This window comes from Flagellimonas marinaquae (assembly GCF_003992675.1).
GTDB classification, from domain to species: domain Bacteria; phylum Bacteroidota; class Bacteroidia; order Flavobacteriales; family Flavobacteriaceae; genus Flagellimonas; species Flagellimonas marinaquae.
Window position 1 is genome coordinate 253282 of sequence record NZ_RZMZ01000015.1, and the last position, 17492, is coordinate 270773.

Genomic DNA, 17492 nt, shown 5'->3' on the forward strand with positions numbered 1-17492 from the left:
ATTATGAAAGATTATTGTGAATGATGGTCCTAACCAGATCAACGGCAACCGTGTTGTAGCGATTGTTAGGGATTATGATGTCCGCAAACTCTTTCGAGGGTTCAATAAATTGAAGATGCATGGGCTTTACGGCGGTTTGGTACCTCGTGAGCACTTTGTTCAAATCATGCCCGCGCTCCTGTGTGTCCCGTTGCAGTCTTCGTATCAAACGTTCGTCCGAATCTGCATGCACAAATATTTTTATATCGAACAGATCGCGCAATTTGGGGTTGCTCAACACCAAGATGCCTTCCACGATCATTACTTTTCGCGGGGTAGTGGAAACTGTTTCTTTCATCCGTGTTTCCTCTACAAATGAATAAATGGGGGTTTCCACGGTCTTTCCTTCCCTCAACTGGTGAATATGCTCGATCAATAAATCAAAATCTATGGAGTTGGGATGGTCAAAGTTTACTTTGGCTCTTTCCTCCTTGCTCATATGGGAGAGATCATTGTAATAGGAATCTTGGGAAATTACCCCAACCTCCTCAGTGGGCAGCTGCTTCACAATCTGGTTTACCACCGTAGTTTTACCGCACCCTGTGCCGCCTGCAATCCCTAAGATCAGCATAGTTCAAATTTTGGCATCAAAAATAAACAAATGATTATATCTCCTGCCTAATTACGATACAACATAATTAAGGAATAATAAGATAGGAATTAATGATCATTGTCATAAATATTCCCTTTGGTTGGGCATAGCTTTGTATGAATTCTAATGCAATACCCTTATATTTATCAAGCTAACCAATGGAATTTTTTGATATGAATGATTCTTATTCGGTCAAGGTTGGGGATGACTTTGACTTTACACTTTCCAAGGACACGATTTCTTCGTTGGATTTGATCCAAACTGGTGATGGGGCCTATCATTTGTTGAAAGACGGCAGATCATACCATGTTAAAGTCCTAGATCAACATTTTAATAATGGAACCTATACCGTCAGCATCAATGGGACTGAATTCGAATGTTCGATACAGACTCCTTTGGATGAACTCATCAAAAAGATGGGCTTTGCTGTCAATGCCGGAAAAAACATAGATTCCATTTCGGCCCCAATGCCGGGATTGATTTTGGATATTTTGGTGGAAGTAGGGCAGGAGGTGAACGAAGAAGACCAATTATTGATTTTGGAGGCGATGAAAATGGAGAACATTATCACCGCACCTCGAAAAGGGGTGGTCAAAAGCGTCGGCGTGTCCAAAGGCGATGCGGTGGAGAAAAAGCAATTGTTGATTGAATTTGAATAACGCAACATGAAAAAAATATTAATTGCCAATCGAGGCGAAATAGCGGTCAGGGTAATGAAAACCATTAAAAAGATGGGGATAAAAACCGTGGCTGTGTATTCAGAAGTCGACAGGAACGCACCCCATGTATTGTTTGCCGATGAAGCGGTCCTTATCGGCGAAGCGCCCTCAAACAAATCCTATCTTAAGGGAGACAAAATCATTGAAGTGGCCAAAAAGCTGAACGTGGATGGCATCCATCCCGGTTATGGCTTTTTGAGTGAAAATGCTGATTTTGCCGAAGCCGTAGAAAACAGCGGAATTACCTTTATTGGTCCAAAATCCAAGGCCATCCGAATTATGGGAAGCAAACTAGCAGCCAAAGAAGCCGTGAAAGCCTATGACATTCCGATGGTGCCCGGAATCGATGAGGCCATTTCGGATGTGGCCAAAGCCCATGAAATTGCCAATGAGGTCGGTTATCCTGTATTGATTAAAGCATCAGCAGGTGGCGGGGGCAAGGGAATGCGAATCGTAGAAAAAGAGGAAGATCTGGAATCCGGAATGAAGCGTGCCATTAGTGAGGCCACCTCCGCCTTTGGCGACGGTTCCGTTTTTGTGGAAAAATATGTGACTTCCCCTAGGCACATCGAGGTACAGGTGATGGCCGATACCCACGGCAATGTATTGCACTTTTTTGAAAGGGAATGTAGCGTGCAGCGGCGTCACCAAAAGGTGGTGGAGGAAGCACCTTCCGCCATTTTAACGCCCGAATTGCGCAAAGAGATGGGCGAAGCGGCCTGTAAAGTGGCCAAATCCTGTGACTATATTGGAGCGGGTACCGTCGAATTTTTGATGGATGCCGACCATAATTTCTACTTTTTGGAAATGAACACCCGTCTGCAAGTGGAGCATCCGGTGACGGAATTGATTACCGGGGTGGACTTGGTGGAATTACAGATAAAAGTAGCCCGTGGAGAAGAACTTCCGATGAAACAGGAAGATCTTACCATAAATGGGCATGCCGTGGAACTTCGGGTATATGCCGAAGACCCTCTAAACGACTTTTTACCTAGTGTTGGGAACCTGGAAACGTATCAGCTGCCTGTTGGAGAGGGAATTCGGGTAGACAACGGCTTTAGGGAAGGCATGGATATTCCAATTTATTATGACCCCATGCTATCCAAGCTGATTACTTATGGTAAAACCCGAGAGGAAGCCATTGAACTGATGCTGGATGCCATACAAAATTATAAGGTGAAAGGAGTGCAGACTACCTTGCCTTTTGGCAGTTTTGTGTTTGCCCACGAAGCCTTCCGGACAGGGAATTTTGACACCCACTTCGTCAAGAATTATTATGCGCCCAAAATGATAAAGGAACAAACGGCCAACGAAGCGGAAGTTGCCGCCATGATGGCCCTTTATCAATTTTTGGAAGACAAAAAAATAGTACGATTACCTTCAAACTGAATCCATGGATCACAAAATAAAAGAACTACAGGACAGAATTGCACAGGCCCATTTGGGCGGCGGTGAAAAGCGCATCGAAAAACAACATCAGAAGAAAAAATTAACGGCCCGCGAACGTGTGCTCTACTTTTTGGACGAAGGCTCTTTCGAGGAAATGGGCATTTTGGTGACCCACCGTACCACCGATTTCGGTATGGACAAGGAGATGTACTATGGAGATGGCGTGGTCACGGGCTACGGAACCGTAAATGGAAGGTTGGTGTACGTATATGCGCAAGATTTTACCGTTTTCGGGGGAGCCCTTTCGGAGACCCATGCGGAAAAGATCTGTAAGGTGATGGATTTGGCCATGAAGGTGGGAGCGCCGGTCATCGGACTCAACGATTCAGGGGGAGCCCGGATACAGGAAGGAGTGCGGTCGCTTGGCGGTTATGCTGATATTTTTTATCGGAATGTGCAGGCATCTGGGGTGATTCCACAGATTTCGGCCATTATGGGGCCATGCGCCGGTGGTGCCGTGTATTCGCCTGCTATGACCGATTTTATCATCATGGTGGAAGAAACCAGTTATATGTTTGTTACGGGACCGAACGTTGTGAAAACCGTGACCAATGAGACGGTAACCTCGGAAGAATTGGGAGGTGCCAGTACGCACGCCGTGAAATCAGGGGTGGCGCACAGGACTTCGGCCAATGATGCCACATGTTTGGATGATATCAAAAAACTTTTGGACTATCTGCCCCAAAACAATAAGGAAACTACACCGCTATTGCCTTACGAGCTTGGGGATGAAACGCGAGAGGAACTGTCCAGCATTGTTCCCGACAACCCCAACAAGCCTTACGATATGCATGATGTGATCAATGGAATCATCGATGCGGATTCGTTCTATGAAATCCATAAGGATTATGCGGAAAATATCATTACTGGCTTTGCCCGTTTGGGCGGACGAAGTATCGGGATTATAGCCAACCAGCCCATGTTCTTGGCAGGGGTGCTGGGAGTGAAAAGTTCGCGAAAAGCGGCCCGATTTACACGGTTTTGTGATTCGTTCAATATTCCGTTATTGGTCTTGGTGGACGTACCCGGATTTTTGCCCGGTACGGACCAGGAATGGAACGGGATTATTGTCCATGGTGCCAAGCTGCTCTACGCTTTGAGCGAGGCTACTGTGCCCAGAGTCACCGTTATTACCCGAAAAGCCTATGGTGGTGCTTACGATGTAATGAACTCCAAACATATCGGTGCCGATTTCAACTATGCTTGGCCGAGCGCCGAAATTGCGGTAATGGGAGCAAAAGGCGCGAGTGAAATCATTTTTAGACGGGAAATTGCCGCAGCCGACGACCCAGAAGCCAAACTAAAGGAAAAGGAAACAGAGTACGCGGATAAGTTTGCGAATCCCTACAGGGCCGCGAAGCGTGGTTTTATTGATGAGGTGATTCTGCCCAAAGATACCCGAAGCAAATTGTTGAAGACGTTTGCCATGTTGGAGAAAAAAGAGGTACAAACCCCTTGGAAAAAGCATGGGAATATTCCGTTGTAATTCGGGTTTCTAAAGACATTGTTTTAAGGTTTGACACAAAAGGCACGAATTTTATCTAAAACCGTAGTTTTTAAATTTTGCAAGATGTCAGGTCGAGCACCTGCCTTTCCTAAGACCGTGTAACCTGACATTTTATTTACAACATCACCGTCTTTCCCGTTTTAACCGATTCATCGGCGGCGAGTACTATTTTAAGACTGTTCACAGCATCTTTCAAATGGTCGGTGAGGTCACGGTCGTTAACAATGGCATCGAGCAAAAATTCTTGTTCCAATAGGCATAACCCGTCATGGTCCGGTTCGTCCGCAGTGCTGATGATTTCATCCTTTTTGGTAAAATTGCCTTCTGCATTGAGTTCGCTGTGGTGGAGTTTTAGACTTCCTGTTTTGGTATGCCCCTCAATATCCTCGGATGAGCCTTTGTCCAAATCACTAATGGAGACGCAGCCTTTTGGACCTATTACATCTTTGATAAAAAAGGCGGTTTCGCTCATCATGGGACCCCAACCTGCTTCGTACCATCCTACGGAACCATCCTCAAAACGAACCTGTAACTGTCCGTAATTGTACATCTCGGTATCCACTTCGTCCGATAATTGGGCGCCGATTGCAGAAACACTGATTGGTTTGGAACGGGTCATGGAGCACATCACATCCACATAATGCACGCCGCAATCCACTATGGGCGACATGGATTTCATCAACTGCTTGTGGGTGTACCATTGCTCCCCTGAGCTTTGCTGGTTCAGATTCATGCGCATTACCAAAGGTTTCCCCAATGTCTGAGCCATTTTGGTAAACTTGGCCCACGTAGGATGCACCCTTAAAATATAACCTACCACCATTTTTCGGTTTTGCTTTTGTGCCAATTCCACTAAGCTTTGGGCTTCCTCCACAGTCAAGGCAAGCGGTTTCTCTACAAAAACATGGGCATTGGCTTCCAAGGCCATTTTTACATAGCTAAAGTGGGTGTCAGGATAGGTGTTGATGGACACTACATCCGGTTGAGTGGCTCGGAGTGCCTGATCATAGTCCGAAAATGTGGTTGCCCCGTCCAACTCTCTGGAAAGCCGCTCACGACTTTTGGCCCCTCTGCTGACCAACCCTACAATTTCAAAACCCTCCAATTGATGATAGGCTCGAGCATGGGAGGTTCCCATGTTGCCACATCCTACTACTAAAACCTTTAAAGTTTCCATTGCTTGTGATTATTTAAGCCTAAATATAGGATTATCTTATTTTTCTGGGTGATTGGACAGATTTTCGATTCACATTTCCTTGAAAGACACATAAAGTAATCAACTACAACGTTGTATGTGTTTTCTTTACATTAAACCTTTCTTAAATGCTTTACTAGTCCAATGGGTATGCCTAATTTTGCCTGATGCAAAAACAACATCAAAAACCCAACTTTGAGTTTGTGGCCCTAATGGCCGCTTTGATGTCCATCGTAGCATTGGCCATTGATGCTATATTACCCGCCATTTCCAATATTGGAACGGCTATCAACAGCACTGACCCAACAGATAACCAGCTACTGGTGACCATGATTTTCTTGGGGCTTGGGGTAGGGCAACTGTTTTTTGGTCCCATATCCGACAGTTTTGGTAGAAAGCCAGTAGTCTATATTGGCTTTATCATCTTTTTGATCGCAAGTGTCGTTTGTTTGTACGCACCTTCTTTGGAAGTGATGGTCATCGGACGCATCTTTCAGGGAATTGGCCTTTCTGCGCCTCGGACTATCTCCATTTCCATTATTCGCGACACCTATGCTGGTGACTATATGGCCAAAATCATGTCTTTTGTGGTGGCCTTTTTTATTTTGGTTCCTGTTGTGGCCCCGGCCATAGGTAAGTTGATTTTGGATGCAGCTGGATGGCAAGCTATTTTTTACGTGCAGATGTTTTTCGTTTTGGTTGTTGCCATCTGGTTTTGGAAACGTCAAGAGGAAACCCTGCACCCCGAGTATAAAATTCCCTTCACGCGGCATGTGTTTATCGATGGGGTAAAGGAATTTGTGAAATATCGTGAAACCGTGGCCTTTACGTTGACATCTGGATTGGTGACAGGCGCATTTTTAGTGTATTTGAGCTCAGCCCAGCATATTTTTGAAGACCAATATGCCCTCAAGGAAATGTTCCCTTATATTTTCGCAGGATTGGCTATCTCCATCGGACTTTCCACTTTTTTAAACGGGACCTTGGTGATGCGATTCGGTATGCGAAAATTGTCCTTAATGGCAACGATTGTTTTTTGCGCAGTCGCTTTGACGTATTCCGTTGTGTTCCTCAATAGCCCAAATCCCAGCATTTATGTATTGGTAGGATTCTTGTCCATTCAATTTTTCTGCCTTGGGTTTATGTGGGGTAACTTCCGTTCCATTGCCATGGAGCCTATCGGTCATATAGCTGGTATTGGTGCGGCTATCAATGGATTTGTATCCACTTTGTTGTCCATTCCCATAGCTACCTTTATCGGTGAATTTGTAAAGGAAACAGTTTGGCCGCTTTTTGCAGGTTTGGCCATTTGCGGTCTGTGTGCCCTTGCCATTTTTCTATTGGTGAACAAACCCAAACGGAAAAGGGTCGTAACCACTTAGGCTTCTTTAGGGAAAAACACCTCTCCACTGCAGGAATCCGAAGTGGCCCCGGTCACTGATTTTAAGACGTTGGTCTTTCCCTGCAGACGAAGAACGCCCATCAAAGCAAATACGAGTGCTTCTTTATATGCAATTAAAGTTTTGTCGGGCACCACGACTTTCACGTTTGCTCCCAATGCGCTTTGAAGGGTATCCATAAAAAACTGGTTGAGTGCGCCACCGCCAGTGGCCAATAGTTGGTGTTTGTTGGACTTGTTGGTTTTATGCTGATGTACGGCCAATGCAATCTGCTCGCAATTATGATGGATAAACGTATGCAGCAAATCTTGATTAGAGGCCGATGAATTTTCAATTAGTGGAACAATCTTCGAAGTGAACCATTCGTAACCTGTTGATTTGGGGTAGGGGAGCTTATAATATTCCAAAGCATTAAGCTGATCTAAGAGTGATTTGTCCAATTTCCCCGATCGTGCCAGTTGACCATTTGCATCATAGGCCATACCCATTTTATGGGTGATATAGTTCAACGGCATGTTGGCCATTCCAATGTCGTATGCGATGCGTTCCCCATTTTTTTCAAAGGATATATTGCTGATACCTCCAAGATTTAGGCAAAAATCGTATTCATGGAACAATAACTTGTCCCCAATCGGTACCAAGGGAGCACCTTGCCCTTTTAAAGAAACATCCTTGGTGCGAAAATCACAGACCACTTGCTTGCCGGAAACATTCGCCAAAAGCTGTCCGTCACCCAATTGAAAGGTGACGCCATCCTCCGGCCGGTGATGGGAGGTATGGCCATGACTTGCAATAAAGTCCACCTCTTCGCCAAGTTCGTCCAAAAATAAACGGCACTGTTGCCCTAACCAAGTGCCATAATCTTTGTGTAATTGCGCGTGCTCCTCCTCGGAAAGATGGATGGCATTTTTGAGATACTCCCGCATATCGCCCGAGTATTCAATTTCGGCCGTATGCTTAATGCGAAAATTCCACGCTTCGTTTTCTTCCCAAATATGGCAATAGGCCATGTCCAAGCCATCCAGCGAGGTGCCGGACATCAGCCCTAAAACTTTGTAAGTGCTCATACCCAATGGTTTTTGAGACAATTAAAAATAACAAATTGTGGGCTCATGACCGAAAAGTTTTTAGTTGAATGGGAAGTTGTCCTTTTGCCTTTGACTTACCAGAAAAATGATCAAAGGCTACTTTTTGAAATTCTTCAAAATCTTGATATACCAGAACCACGTTCGACTCAGGTTTCAACTTTAGAATATCCAGCACATATGGATTGCCGAAGAGATAAAGCAGCACGTTTTTTTTCCGAATCAGTTTTTGAATGGAATCCACGGTCTTTTCATCCATGCCAAACTGGTTTTTGGGTTTTACCACAGGCGGAAATAGGCTGATCACAAGATTTTCCTTGTCGGAAAGCAAAGCGGCATCCAAATCAACTGTTTTTGAACCAAATTGTATCGAAATCTCTTCGGCAAACCAGTTTTTCTTCCCAAAACTAACAGAAACGTTCAAAAAGTTGGAAGATTTAATATGGTCAGCCATGACTTTGTCTCCATACAGTTCCGTAATCGTGTTTTCCGCTATGATACGGTTCAATTGGGAACAAGAATTGGATTCAATTTCTTTGGGGTTTTCTTTTTCGGAAAATACGTTATGTTTGAGCTTCCAAATCCTATCAAAACTCTCTTGAATGCGTTGTTCCGATCCATCGGAAAGGATGGCATCCACACCTTCTTTTACGTGCTCGCTAAAACATAGCACATCCATCCCGGCATCAAAAGCCGCTTTCTCCAATGTTCCTTTTTGGGGAAATTTTTTGGAAACGGCATGCATGTTCAACGCATCTGAAATGACAACGCCGGCAAAACCCAGTTGCTTTCTAAGAAGCTCCGTGATTATTTTTGGTGAGGTGGTCGAGGGATTCTCCGTATCCAACTGTGGCAATAGCAAATGCCCAACCATAACCGAGTCAACCCCCACTTCAATCAGTTTTTTGAAAGGATATAGCTCGTTCTGCAGCAATTCGTCCAAAGACTTATCGATAACGGGAAGTCCTAAGTGGGAATCCGTTGCGGTATCACCGTGCCCTGGAAAATGTTTAATGGAATTCAAGGTTCCGCTGATGGCCATCCCTTTTAAAAAAGCTTCTGCCTTCTCAACGACACTTTCCCTATTGTCACCAAAAGACCGGTAGCCAATGACCGGGTTTTCCGGATTGTTATTGATGTCCACCACGGGTGCCAGATTCCATTGGATTCCCGCTTGTTTGCAATCATTTCCAATGGCTTCTCCCACTTGATGGATAAGGTCGTTCCCATGGGTCAAGGCCCCAAGGGTAATGGCGTAGGGATATTGGGCCGTATTTTCTATGCGCATGGCGAGTCCCCATTCGGCATCGATGGCAATTAACAAAGGGATGGACGCGGCTTTTTGATACAGTTTGATGAGCTCCAGTAATCTGTCGTAGCTCTTCTCGTTGTGCACGATTGCTTTCTTTCCCTCAAAATTGGTGGCCGCACTGGCCCGACTATGAAAAAAACAAATGGAACCCACATGGTATTCTTTGATGAGTTGTTCCATTTGCTGCACTTCTTCTTCTGTATCGTTGATAAAGGCGGCTGGCATGAACAGCTGTCCCACCTTTTGTTTTAAGGTCAAAGGTTCTTTTGGAAGTATATAGGTTTGAATGGTTTTATTCATTGGATTCTACCGTTTTTTTACCGTAATCTGCGGGATATTTTAAATAGCGGAGCACTAGGAATGCAGGTAGGGCCGCAATCACTACCCAAATGAAGAAGCCATCATACCCTAACCATTCCTGGATATAACCACTCAGCATTCCCGGAAGCATCATCCCCAAGGCCATGAAGCCTGTCGCTATGGCATAATGCGATGTTTTTGAGGCTCCTTCGGCCACATAAATGAGATACATCAAAAAAGCCGCAAAACCAAACCCGTAGCCAAACTGTTCTAATACCACGGTACCTACAACAGCATATATGCTGGTAGTTTGGGTTATGGCCAAAAGCGCGTAGAGTGCATTGGGCAGATTCAAGGAAAGCAACATGGGAAGCATCCACTTTTTTAGACCATCCCTCGATATCAAAATACCGCCCAAGATACCGCCGAGCGACAGCATGATTACGCCGACAGTACCATAAATGGTCCCTACCGCTTCGGTGGAGTAGGCCAAACCGCCCACCTCCAATGCATCCAAAAGGAAAGGGGAGGCCATTTTTACCAATTGCGATTCGCCCAATCGATAGGTGAGGATAAACAGCAAAGCGATGCCGATTTGGTGTTTCTTGAAAAAAGTGGCAAAAACTTCGAAAAAACTTGCTGGTTTTTCCGATGATGCTGGTATGGAGGTTTCAAACTTTGGTGCTGATAAAAAATTGGCAACGGTCAAAGCGATCATGAGCACCGAAGCGGTAATCATAGTGATTGACCATGCTTTCGTATTGTCACCGTATTGCTTTTCCAAAAAGCCAGCAAAAATGACCAATAGTCCTTGTCCCGTTACCATGGCCAATCGGTAGAAAGTACTTCTAAGCCCAATAAAGAAGGATTGTTTTTTCTGCGTGAGGCCAATCATATAATAGCCATCGGAGGCGATATCGTTGGTAGCGGAGGCGAAAGCGGCCATCCAGAAAAAGGCCAATGTGATGGTAAAGAACGAATAGGAAGGTAAAAAGAGACCAATACCCAAAAAAGCAAAGGATATGAGCAACTGCATCCCCAAAAACCATTTTCGTTTGGTGCCGTTCAGGTCCACAAGTGGACTCCATAAAGGCTTGATAACCCATGGGAGGTAGAGCCAACTCGTATACAATCCTATTTCGGCATTGCCAATACCGAGGCGTTTGTACATGATTACGGAGACGGTAACCACTAAAATATAGGGTATGCCTTGGGTAAAATAGAGGAGAGGAATCCATAGCCAGGCGTTTTTGTCTTTCGGTGCTACATTCACTTTGTTTGTTTTTTAGGTTATGATGTTAATTTCCGTTCAGGTCGGTAGGGAGCTACTTTTCCGCATAAGTTCCTTATTTATTTGTCGAGATTTAGTTCATCTGGATGATTTGTAAACCGCTTTTATTGCCATAGGCGTCACTTACCCCAATCATTATGTCTTCTCGAAGATATTTTTTATCCAAATCAAATCCATAACAACCCTCGATGTCATTTTCGGAAAGATATTGCTTTCCAATGAGTTGAGGGCCTTCCTTTCCTGGTCTATAAAGATTCAAAAATCTTGGAATCCCATCCACATGGCTGATGCAGATGTTCAAAGTTTGACTATTTAAGGTTGCCGAGTTAATGGCGGGAAGCTGTAATTGCCGGACAACCTGATTCAATGGACCTGGATTTTCGGCAGGAAGCCTATATAATTTCTTTTGTAATTTTTGATTCACCTTTTGGTGCTTACCCATCAAGGACTTGGCACTGAAAAAGATATTTCCATCGATATTTTCCAAATTTCTGGCAAAGGTGAGCTGTTTTGGTATCTCACGGGTCTTTTCCCAAGCCTTATCTGCATTGTTCTTGATTTTGTAAGTGCCATTGCCAATGTACAGATGGGTGTTGGGGGCATGCTCAGCCCACCACGTGGTGATAACCTTGTGCGAGGCCACAGGATAGTCCATACTCCAATACACTTGCGGTGCCAAGTAGTCCAACCAGCCTTGTTGAACCCACAGGATAGGATCGGCATAAAGGTCCTCGTAGGTCGTTTGTCCAGCTTTGGTATCTGAACCTCGTGGGTCGGTATCCCTGTTTTTCCAGACTCCAAATGGACTTATTCCAAACTGTACCCAAGGTTTGTATTTTTTGATGGTGCTGTGAACGCTCTTTACCAGTGAATCCACATTGCTGCGTCGCCAATCTTCCAAGGATTGTCCCGGTAGCGCATAGGTGGAGTAGGCTTCAGCATCATCGAAAGTTTTACCCTCAACTTTGTAGGGATAGAAGTAGTCGTCAAAATGGATGGCGTCTACCTCGTAATTGGTGACTAGTTCCTCTATGATTTGATTGAATTTTTCCCTGACTTCGGGAAGTCCCGGATTGTAATAGTTCTTGTTGCCGTAGGAAACAATCCAATCGGGATGTTGAAAATAATCATGGGTTTCCGATAATTTGGAGGTGTCCAAGTTTACGGTGGCCCGGTAGGGGTTAAGCCATGCGTGGAACTCCATGCCCCGTTTATGGGTTTCGGAAATCATCCACTCCAAGGGTTTGTCAAATCCCTTTGGGGCTTCGCCCTCGGTTCCTGAGAGGTACCGGGACCATGGGGCCAAATCTGTAGGGTAAAGTGCGTCTCCAGCAGTTCGCACTTGAACTATGGCGGCATTAAAATTCAAATTTTTGTAGAACTCCAAAATATCGATAAAGTCCTTCTTTTTTTTGGCTACGTTGTCTTGGGGATGTTTGGGCCAATCGATATTGGCCACTGTTGCTATCCAAACGCCTCTAAATTCTTGTTTGGGCGGTTTGGTCGTTGCACAGGATAAGAGAATAAGTATGGGGATTACATATAAAAATCGATGCATGGAAAAAAGTAAAAGGCCTACTCGTGCATTAAATGTAGGCCTTTTTGCTAGATTAAATTAAACAACTAACAACTTAAAAGAGTGTTATCTTAAAAACGATAGCGTACAAAACCTTCCATGGCCTCATATTCGGCCATGCCAAGTTGATTGTAACGGTTTGCTGTATCCTTGTTTCTTTGTTCCGCCCTTTGCCAGAATTCCCTTTTGTCGTTTCCAGGGAACATGGCACTATCCTTTTGGGATTGATGTTTAAAAATGGCGTTGATCTTTCGGGTCATGTCCTTAGGGCCAATGGGCACTGCCATTTCCATATCTGCAATGTCCCATTCTTGCCAAGCTCCGCGGTAGAGCCAAACGTAGCAGTTTCTGATCCAATCGGAACCTTCGTCTACCAAACGCTGTATGGCTTTGTATATCACATCCAAACAAACCCGGTGTGTACCGTGAGGGTCGGAAAGGTCCCCTGCCGCAAATATTTGGTGTGGCTTGAGTTTTTGTAACAGGTCGTAGGTGATTTGCACATCTTCTTCAGAGAGTGGTTTTTTCCGTACTGCTCCGGTTTCATAAAAGGGAAGATTCTGGAAGTGGGCATTCTCCTCAGGTACACCACAGTATCTGCATGCAGCCAAGGCTTCCCCTTTTCGGATGAGTCCTTTAAACTGCTGTACCTCCGGACTGTCCAGATCTCCGGGTTTTTTGTTGGCCAAGAACTTTCGTACCTCTTTGAATTTTTTGTGCAGCTCCTTATTGTCTTTCTGCACATCGGTGGCAAAATCCAGAAAACGGATGACTTCATCGTCAAAAACCGCAATATTTCCAGAAGTCTGGTAGGCTACATGCACATGGTGGCCTTGGTCTACCAATCGCAACAATGTACCTCCCATCGAAATGACATCATCATCCGGGTGCGGGCTGAAGATCAAAGATGTTTTCGGATGTGGCTGTGCCCGTTCCGGTCTTTGGCTGTCATCGGCATTTGGTTTTCCGCCTGGCCATCCGGTAATGGTTCGTTGCAACTGATTAAAGACGGAAAGGTTGATTTGCTCCGCTGACCCAATTTCTGCGATGAGGTTGCCCATACCATGTTCGTTATAGTCCTCGTTGGTCAGTTTTAACAGGGCTTTGTTCAATTTTTCGGACAACCATATGGAGGCTGTTTTGATGAGTTTTTCATCCCAATCACATTCGCTCACCAACCATGGAGTCTTAACCCTTGTGAGGTAAGAGGAGGCAGCGTCGTCCAGCACAAAGTCACAATTATGATGGTGTTGCAAGAATGTAGCGGGAACGGATTCCTTTATTTCGCCTTCAACAGCTTGCTGCACAATAGGGGCCTTACCTTCGCCCCATGCCATGATGATGATTCTTTTGGCATCCATAATGGTGCCCACACCCATGGTGATGGCTCTACGCGGTACGTTTTCCTCACCAAAGAAATCACTGGCAGCATCCAATCGTGTCACTCTGTCCAAACGTACCAAACGCGTTTTGGAACTGAGGGACGAACCAGGCTCGTTGAAACCGATGTGTCCGGTTCGGCCGATACCTAGAACTTGTATGTCGATTCCACCAACATTTTTGATTTTTTCCTCATAATCCAAACAATATTTTCGAATCTCTTCCTTGGGCAAGCTGCCATCCGGAATATGTACGTTGTGGGGCTCAATATCGATATGGTCAAACAGATGCTCGTTCATAAACCGCACGTAGCTGTGAATGGAGTCCGGCTCCATTGGGAAATATTCATCCAAATTGAACGTGACCACGTTTTTAAAGCTCAACCTACCTTCTTTATGGAATTGCACCAAATAGTCGTACACCTTTGTCGGCGTAGATCCTGTGGCAAGTCCAAGAACTGCCTTTTGCCCTTGCTCTTGCTTTTGCTTGATCAAGCTGGCAATTTCGTTGGCCACATACCAGGATGCACTTTGTGAATCTTGATAAATATGAGTGTTGATTTTTTCGAACTTCACTATTTCGGCATCCAAGGGCTCTCTTTTGATTGGATTATTGGCTAATTCTTGCATGTTTGTTTCGATTTTTACCAGTTTTACGGAGCAAATATACACTAAAAAAGCAAATACTTGCAATAATTTGCAATATATTTGCATTTAATTGCAGTTTTAGAGTTGTACATAACATTCTGTTTACATGAACCTTGTTTTCTGCAATTGTTTATACTTTTGATTTTTGGATGAAAATAGCAATCCCATGCTGAAAGAAGAGAGACAACATGCCATATTGAACGAGGTGGAGCTCCACAACAAAGTTTTGCTGACTGATTTGGCGGATAAGCTTAACGTTTCGGTGGATACGGTAAGGAGGGACGTGAAGGAGCTCGATGAAGAAAACCTTTTGGTGAAAGTGCATGGCGGTGCGGTTTCCCTTGGCTTTGCCAACCATAGTCCACAGCGGAACAATGTGTATGCTTTGGACAAAAAGGTGGCTATTGCCAAAAAGGCAATTGCCTTGCTTCGTAACAATAGCGTGATTTTAATCGATGGCGGAACCACCTGCTTGGAATTGGCCAAACTTTTGCCAACAAACCTGAAGCTGACCTGCTTTACTATAAGTCTTCCCGTGGCGATGGAATTGCTCCGAAAGCCTAATGTGGAGACTATCTTTATTGGTGGTACCTTGTCACGTGATTCTCAGATTTCCATGGGCCCCAGTGCCATTCATGCCTTATCCGAAATCAAGGTGGATTACAGTTTTATTGGCACAGGCTATGTGGATACCGAATTTGGTCTTACTGAATTTGACTGGGATGTGGTCCAAACCAAAAAAGCAGTGATCAATGCCTCCAAGAAAGCAGTGCTCTTGTGTATTTCGGAGAAATTGAATTCGCAGCATCGTTTCAAAACATGTAGTTTAAACGTAATCAATACCATGATTACGGAACTGGAGCCCTGGGACACTAAACTCACGCCCTTTAAAAACCAGAACACGCAAATACTTTAACAAACAAATGGACAAGCATCAAAAGATTACTGAAAAACCATCCAACTATGATGGGTTGGAAAAAATGGACACCTTGGAAATTGTTACTAGTATCAATAATGAGGACAAAAAAGTGGCAGATGCCGTGGAAAAGGTACTTCCGCAGGTAGCTTTGGTAATCGATGAAACGGCCAAACGCTTCCAAAAAGGGGGCAGGTTGTTTTACATTGGAGCCGGAACCAGTGGAAGGCTTGGTATATTGGATGCATCGGAAATACCACCTACGTTTGGAATGCCTCACGAGAGGGTAATCGGGCTTATCGCAGGAGGCGACCAAGCGATACGAAAAGCTGTGGAGTTTGCTGAGGACGATACACAACAAGCTTGGAAAGATTTAAATGACCATAAAATCAATGCTTTGGATGTTTTGGTAGGCATCGCAGCTTCGGGCACGACCCCTTACGTTTTGGGAGGTATTGCAGATGCCAAGGCCCATGGAATTTTAACGGTAGGTATAACCAATAACCCTGGGTCTCCCTTGGCCAAAGCCACCGATATCCCGATTGAAGTAAACGTGGGACCAGAGTTTTTAACCGGAAGTACCCGAATGAAGAGCGGGACCAGTCAAAAATTGGTGCTCAATATGATTTCAACTGGATTGATGATTCGGATTGGAAGGGTAAAAGGCAACAAAATGGTCAACATGCAATTGAGTAATACCAAGTTGGTGGACCGGGGAACGCGTTACATCATGGAAGAGTTGGGCCTCAACTACGAAGAAGCCGAAAAGGCGCTCAAACAATATGGCTCCGTAAAATTGGCCGTCGATGCCTTAAAAAAGTAGGTTATTTGGGAAGCAGTCGGTAAATGCCCTTGCCTTCCACGCTCACATAAATAAACCCATCAGGTGCCTGCCTTACATTTCGTACTCTGCCCATACCGTCCATTAATTTTTCATGGTACACCACTTTGTTGTCTTGTAATTCCAAGCGTTCCAAATATTGAAAGGCCAAAGATCCCACCAAGAGACTTCCTTTCCATTTGGGATATTTGTCCGATGTAACGAATGCCATTCCAGATGGTGCAATGGACGGAGTCCACTGGTAGAGGGGTTGCTCCATTCCTGGCCTTGAAGTTTCATCGGTAATCTGGGTGCCACTGTAATTAATACCGTAAGTGATTACAGGCCATCCGTAGTTTTTCCCTTTTTGAATGATGTTGATTTCGTCCCCGCCCCTTGGACCATGCTCGTGTTCCCAAAGCTTACCGGTATCTGGATGAAGTGCCAATCCCTGAGGATTTCTGTGCCCATAGCTCCAAATTGCTTGTTTGGCATCCGCTTTATCTACAAATGGATTATCGCTGGGGATACGCCCGTCATCGTGCAGGCGATAGATTTTACCGCCATCCCTGGTGATATCTTGTGGATTGACATCCCGGTTTCCACGTTCTCCAATGGAAAAAAAGAGGTAGCCATCCTTATCAAATTCAATTCGGGACCCAAAATGCTGCCCACGTGTGGAGTTGGGAGATGCTTTGTAAAGTTTTTCTATATGGACCAATTTGTTGTTGGATAGTTGGGCCCTCATGATAGCAGTATTACCTCCTTTATCGTCTCCCGCGGTCGAGGCGTAGGAGAAATAAATCCAACCATTGTTTTCGTAATCGGGATGTAGTTCAATATCCATTAAACCGCCCTGTCCTCGGTTGTAAACGTTCGTTGGATTTTCAATTTCGCTTACCCTCCCAGATTTATAAAGTTTTAGCTTTCCGGACTTTTCCGAGTACAAAATACCGCCTTTGGGCAAGAAAACCATGCCCCAAGCGTTCTCAATGTCGTCAATCACGAGTTCCGCAGTAAAATCAAGGGTTTCGGGAGTTTTTATCTCTTTATCCAAAGTTTGTGCGCAAGATGTACTAAGCAGTACAACGAAAAAAATGGGGAATAAGAGACTATTTTGCATAATTTTACGTTGAAATAACAGATTTAATAGATAAACGACCATTTTTGATGGTTGGGTGTGTTGAAGATAAAAAGAATTTTATACGAACAGAAAATTACTATCTAGAATATTAAGGTCCCAAATCTGAAGTATTCTTCCAAA

14 protein-coding genes are annotated in these 17492 nt (G+C 44.6%); 6 read left to right on the top strand and 8 right to left on the bottom strand.

Annotated elements, in window-relative coordinates; all coding sequences use genetic code 11:
• Position 1: 1 nt before the first annotated feature.
• Positions 2-610: a uridine kinase gene (udk, locus tag EO130_RS10540; protein WP_127141474.1), complete on the bottom strand. Its 609-nt coding sequence runs from the start codon at positions 608-610 to the stop codon at positions 2-4.
• A gap of 194 nt (positions 611-804) precedes the next feature.
• Between udk and EO130_RS10545 the strand changes: the two genes are divergently transcribed.
• From EO130_RS10545 to EO130_RS10555, 3 genes are read left to right on the top strand one after another with little or no spacing between them, the layout of a single operon-like run.
• Entirely contained in the window at positions 805-1290 is a 486-nt protein-coding gene (locus tag EO130_RS10545) for an acyl-CoA carboxylase biotin carboxyl carrier protein subunit (protein ID WP_127142070.1), read from the top strand.
• Positions 1291-1296: 6 nt separating this feature from the next.
• Positions 1297-2739, top strand: coding sequence for an acetyl-CoA carboxylase biotin carboxylase subunit (gene accC, locus EO130_RS10550; RefSeq protein WP_127141475.1), 1443 nt, complete (start codon positions 1297-1299; stop codon positions 2737-2739).
• 4 nt (positions 2740-2743) lie between these two features.
• A complete protein-coding gene (locus EO130_RS10555; RefSeq protein WP_127141476.1) occupies positions 2744-4285 on the top strand; it encodes an acyl-CoA carboxylase subunit beta in 1542 nt (513 codons plus the stop codon).
• 136 nt (positions 4286-4421) lie between these two features.
• On the opposite strand, the gene EO130_RS10560 is transcribed toward EO130_RS10555, so the two are convergent.
• Positions 4422-5483, bottom strand: a complete 1062-nt coding sequence (locus EO130_RS10560) for a Gfo/Idh/MocA family protein (protein WP_127141477.1) — start codon at positions 5481-5483, stop codon at positions 4422-4424.
• A 185-nt stretch (positions 5484-5668) separates the two neighbouring features.
• On the opposite strand from EO130_RS10560, the gene EO130_RS10565 reads away from it, so the two are divergent.
• A complete protein-coding gene (locus EO130_RS10565) occupies positions 5669-6883 on the top strand; it encodes a multidrug effflux MFS transporter (protein WP_127141478.1) in 1215 nt (404 codons plus the stop codon).
• Here EO130_RS10565 and EO130_RS10570 read toward each other — a convergent pair.
• The 5 genes from EO130_RS10570 to nagB form a co-directional block, all read right to left on the bottom strand.
• Positions 6880-7968 (bottom strand): anhydro-N-acetylmuramic acid kinase, encoded by a 1089-nt coding sequence (locus tag EO130_RS10570; RefSeq protein WP_127141479.1) that lies wholly within the window; start codon positions 7966-7968, stop codon positions 6880-6882. The genes EO130_RS10565 and EO130_RS10570 overlap by 4 nt on opposite strands.
• A 43-nt stretch (positions 7969-8011) precedes the next feature.
• Entirely contained in the window at positions 8012-9598 is a 1587-nt protein-coding gene (locus tag EO130_RS10575) for a glycoside hydrolase family 3 protein (RefSeq protein ID WP_127141480.1), read from the bottom strand.
• Positions 9591-10871, bottom strand: coding sequence for an MFS transporter (locus tag EO130_RS10580; protein ID WP_127141481.1), 1281 nt, complete (start codon positions 10869-10871; stop codon positions 9591-9593). Before EO130_RS10580 ends, EO130_RS10575 begins: the two co-directional genes overlap by 8 nt.
• A 91-nt stretch (positions 10872-10962) precedes the next feature.
• Complete coding sequence (locus tag EO130_RS10585; RefSeq protein WP_127141482.1) at positions 10963-12447, bottom strand: glycoside hydrolase family 10-like protein; 1485 nt, start codon at positions 12445-12447, stop codon at positions 10963-10965.
• Positions 12448-12536: 89 nt separating this feature from the next.
• The gene (gene nagB, locus EO130_RS10590; protein WP_127141483.1) at positions 12537-14474 is read right to left on the bottom strand and encodes a glucosamine-6-phosphate deaminase; all 1938 of its coding nucleotides are present in this window, start codon (positions 14472-14474) and stop codon (positions 12537-12539) included.
• 184 nt (positions 14475-14658) lie between these two features.
• Here nagB and EO130_RS10595 point away from each other — a divergent pair, with 184 nt between their 5' ends.
• Together EO130_RS10595 and murQ are read left to right on the top strand one after the other, a co-directional pair.
• On the top strand, positions 14659-15408 hold the full coding sequence (locus EO130_RS10595) for a DeoR/GlpR family DNA-binding transcription regulator (RefSeq protein WP_127141484.1): 750 nt from the start codon (positions 14659-14661) through the stop codon (positions 15406-15408).
• Positions 15409-15415: 7 nt separating this feature from the next.
• Complete coding sequence (murQ, locus tag EO130_RS10600) at positions 15416-16231, top strand: N-acetylmuramic acid 6-phosphate etherase (RefSeq protein ID WP_127141485.1); 816 nt, start codon at positions 15416-15418, stop codon at positions 16229-16231.
• 1 nt (position 16232) lies between these two features.
• Here murQ and EO130_RS10605 read toward each other — a convergent pair whose 3' ends face one another.
• Entirely contained in the window at positions 16233-17351 is a 1119-nt protein-coding gene (locus tag EO130_RS10605) for a PQQ-dependent sugar dehydrogenase (protein WP_127141486.1), read from the bottom strand.
• Positions 17352-17492: the final 141 nt, after the last annotated feature.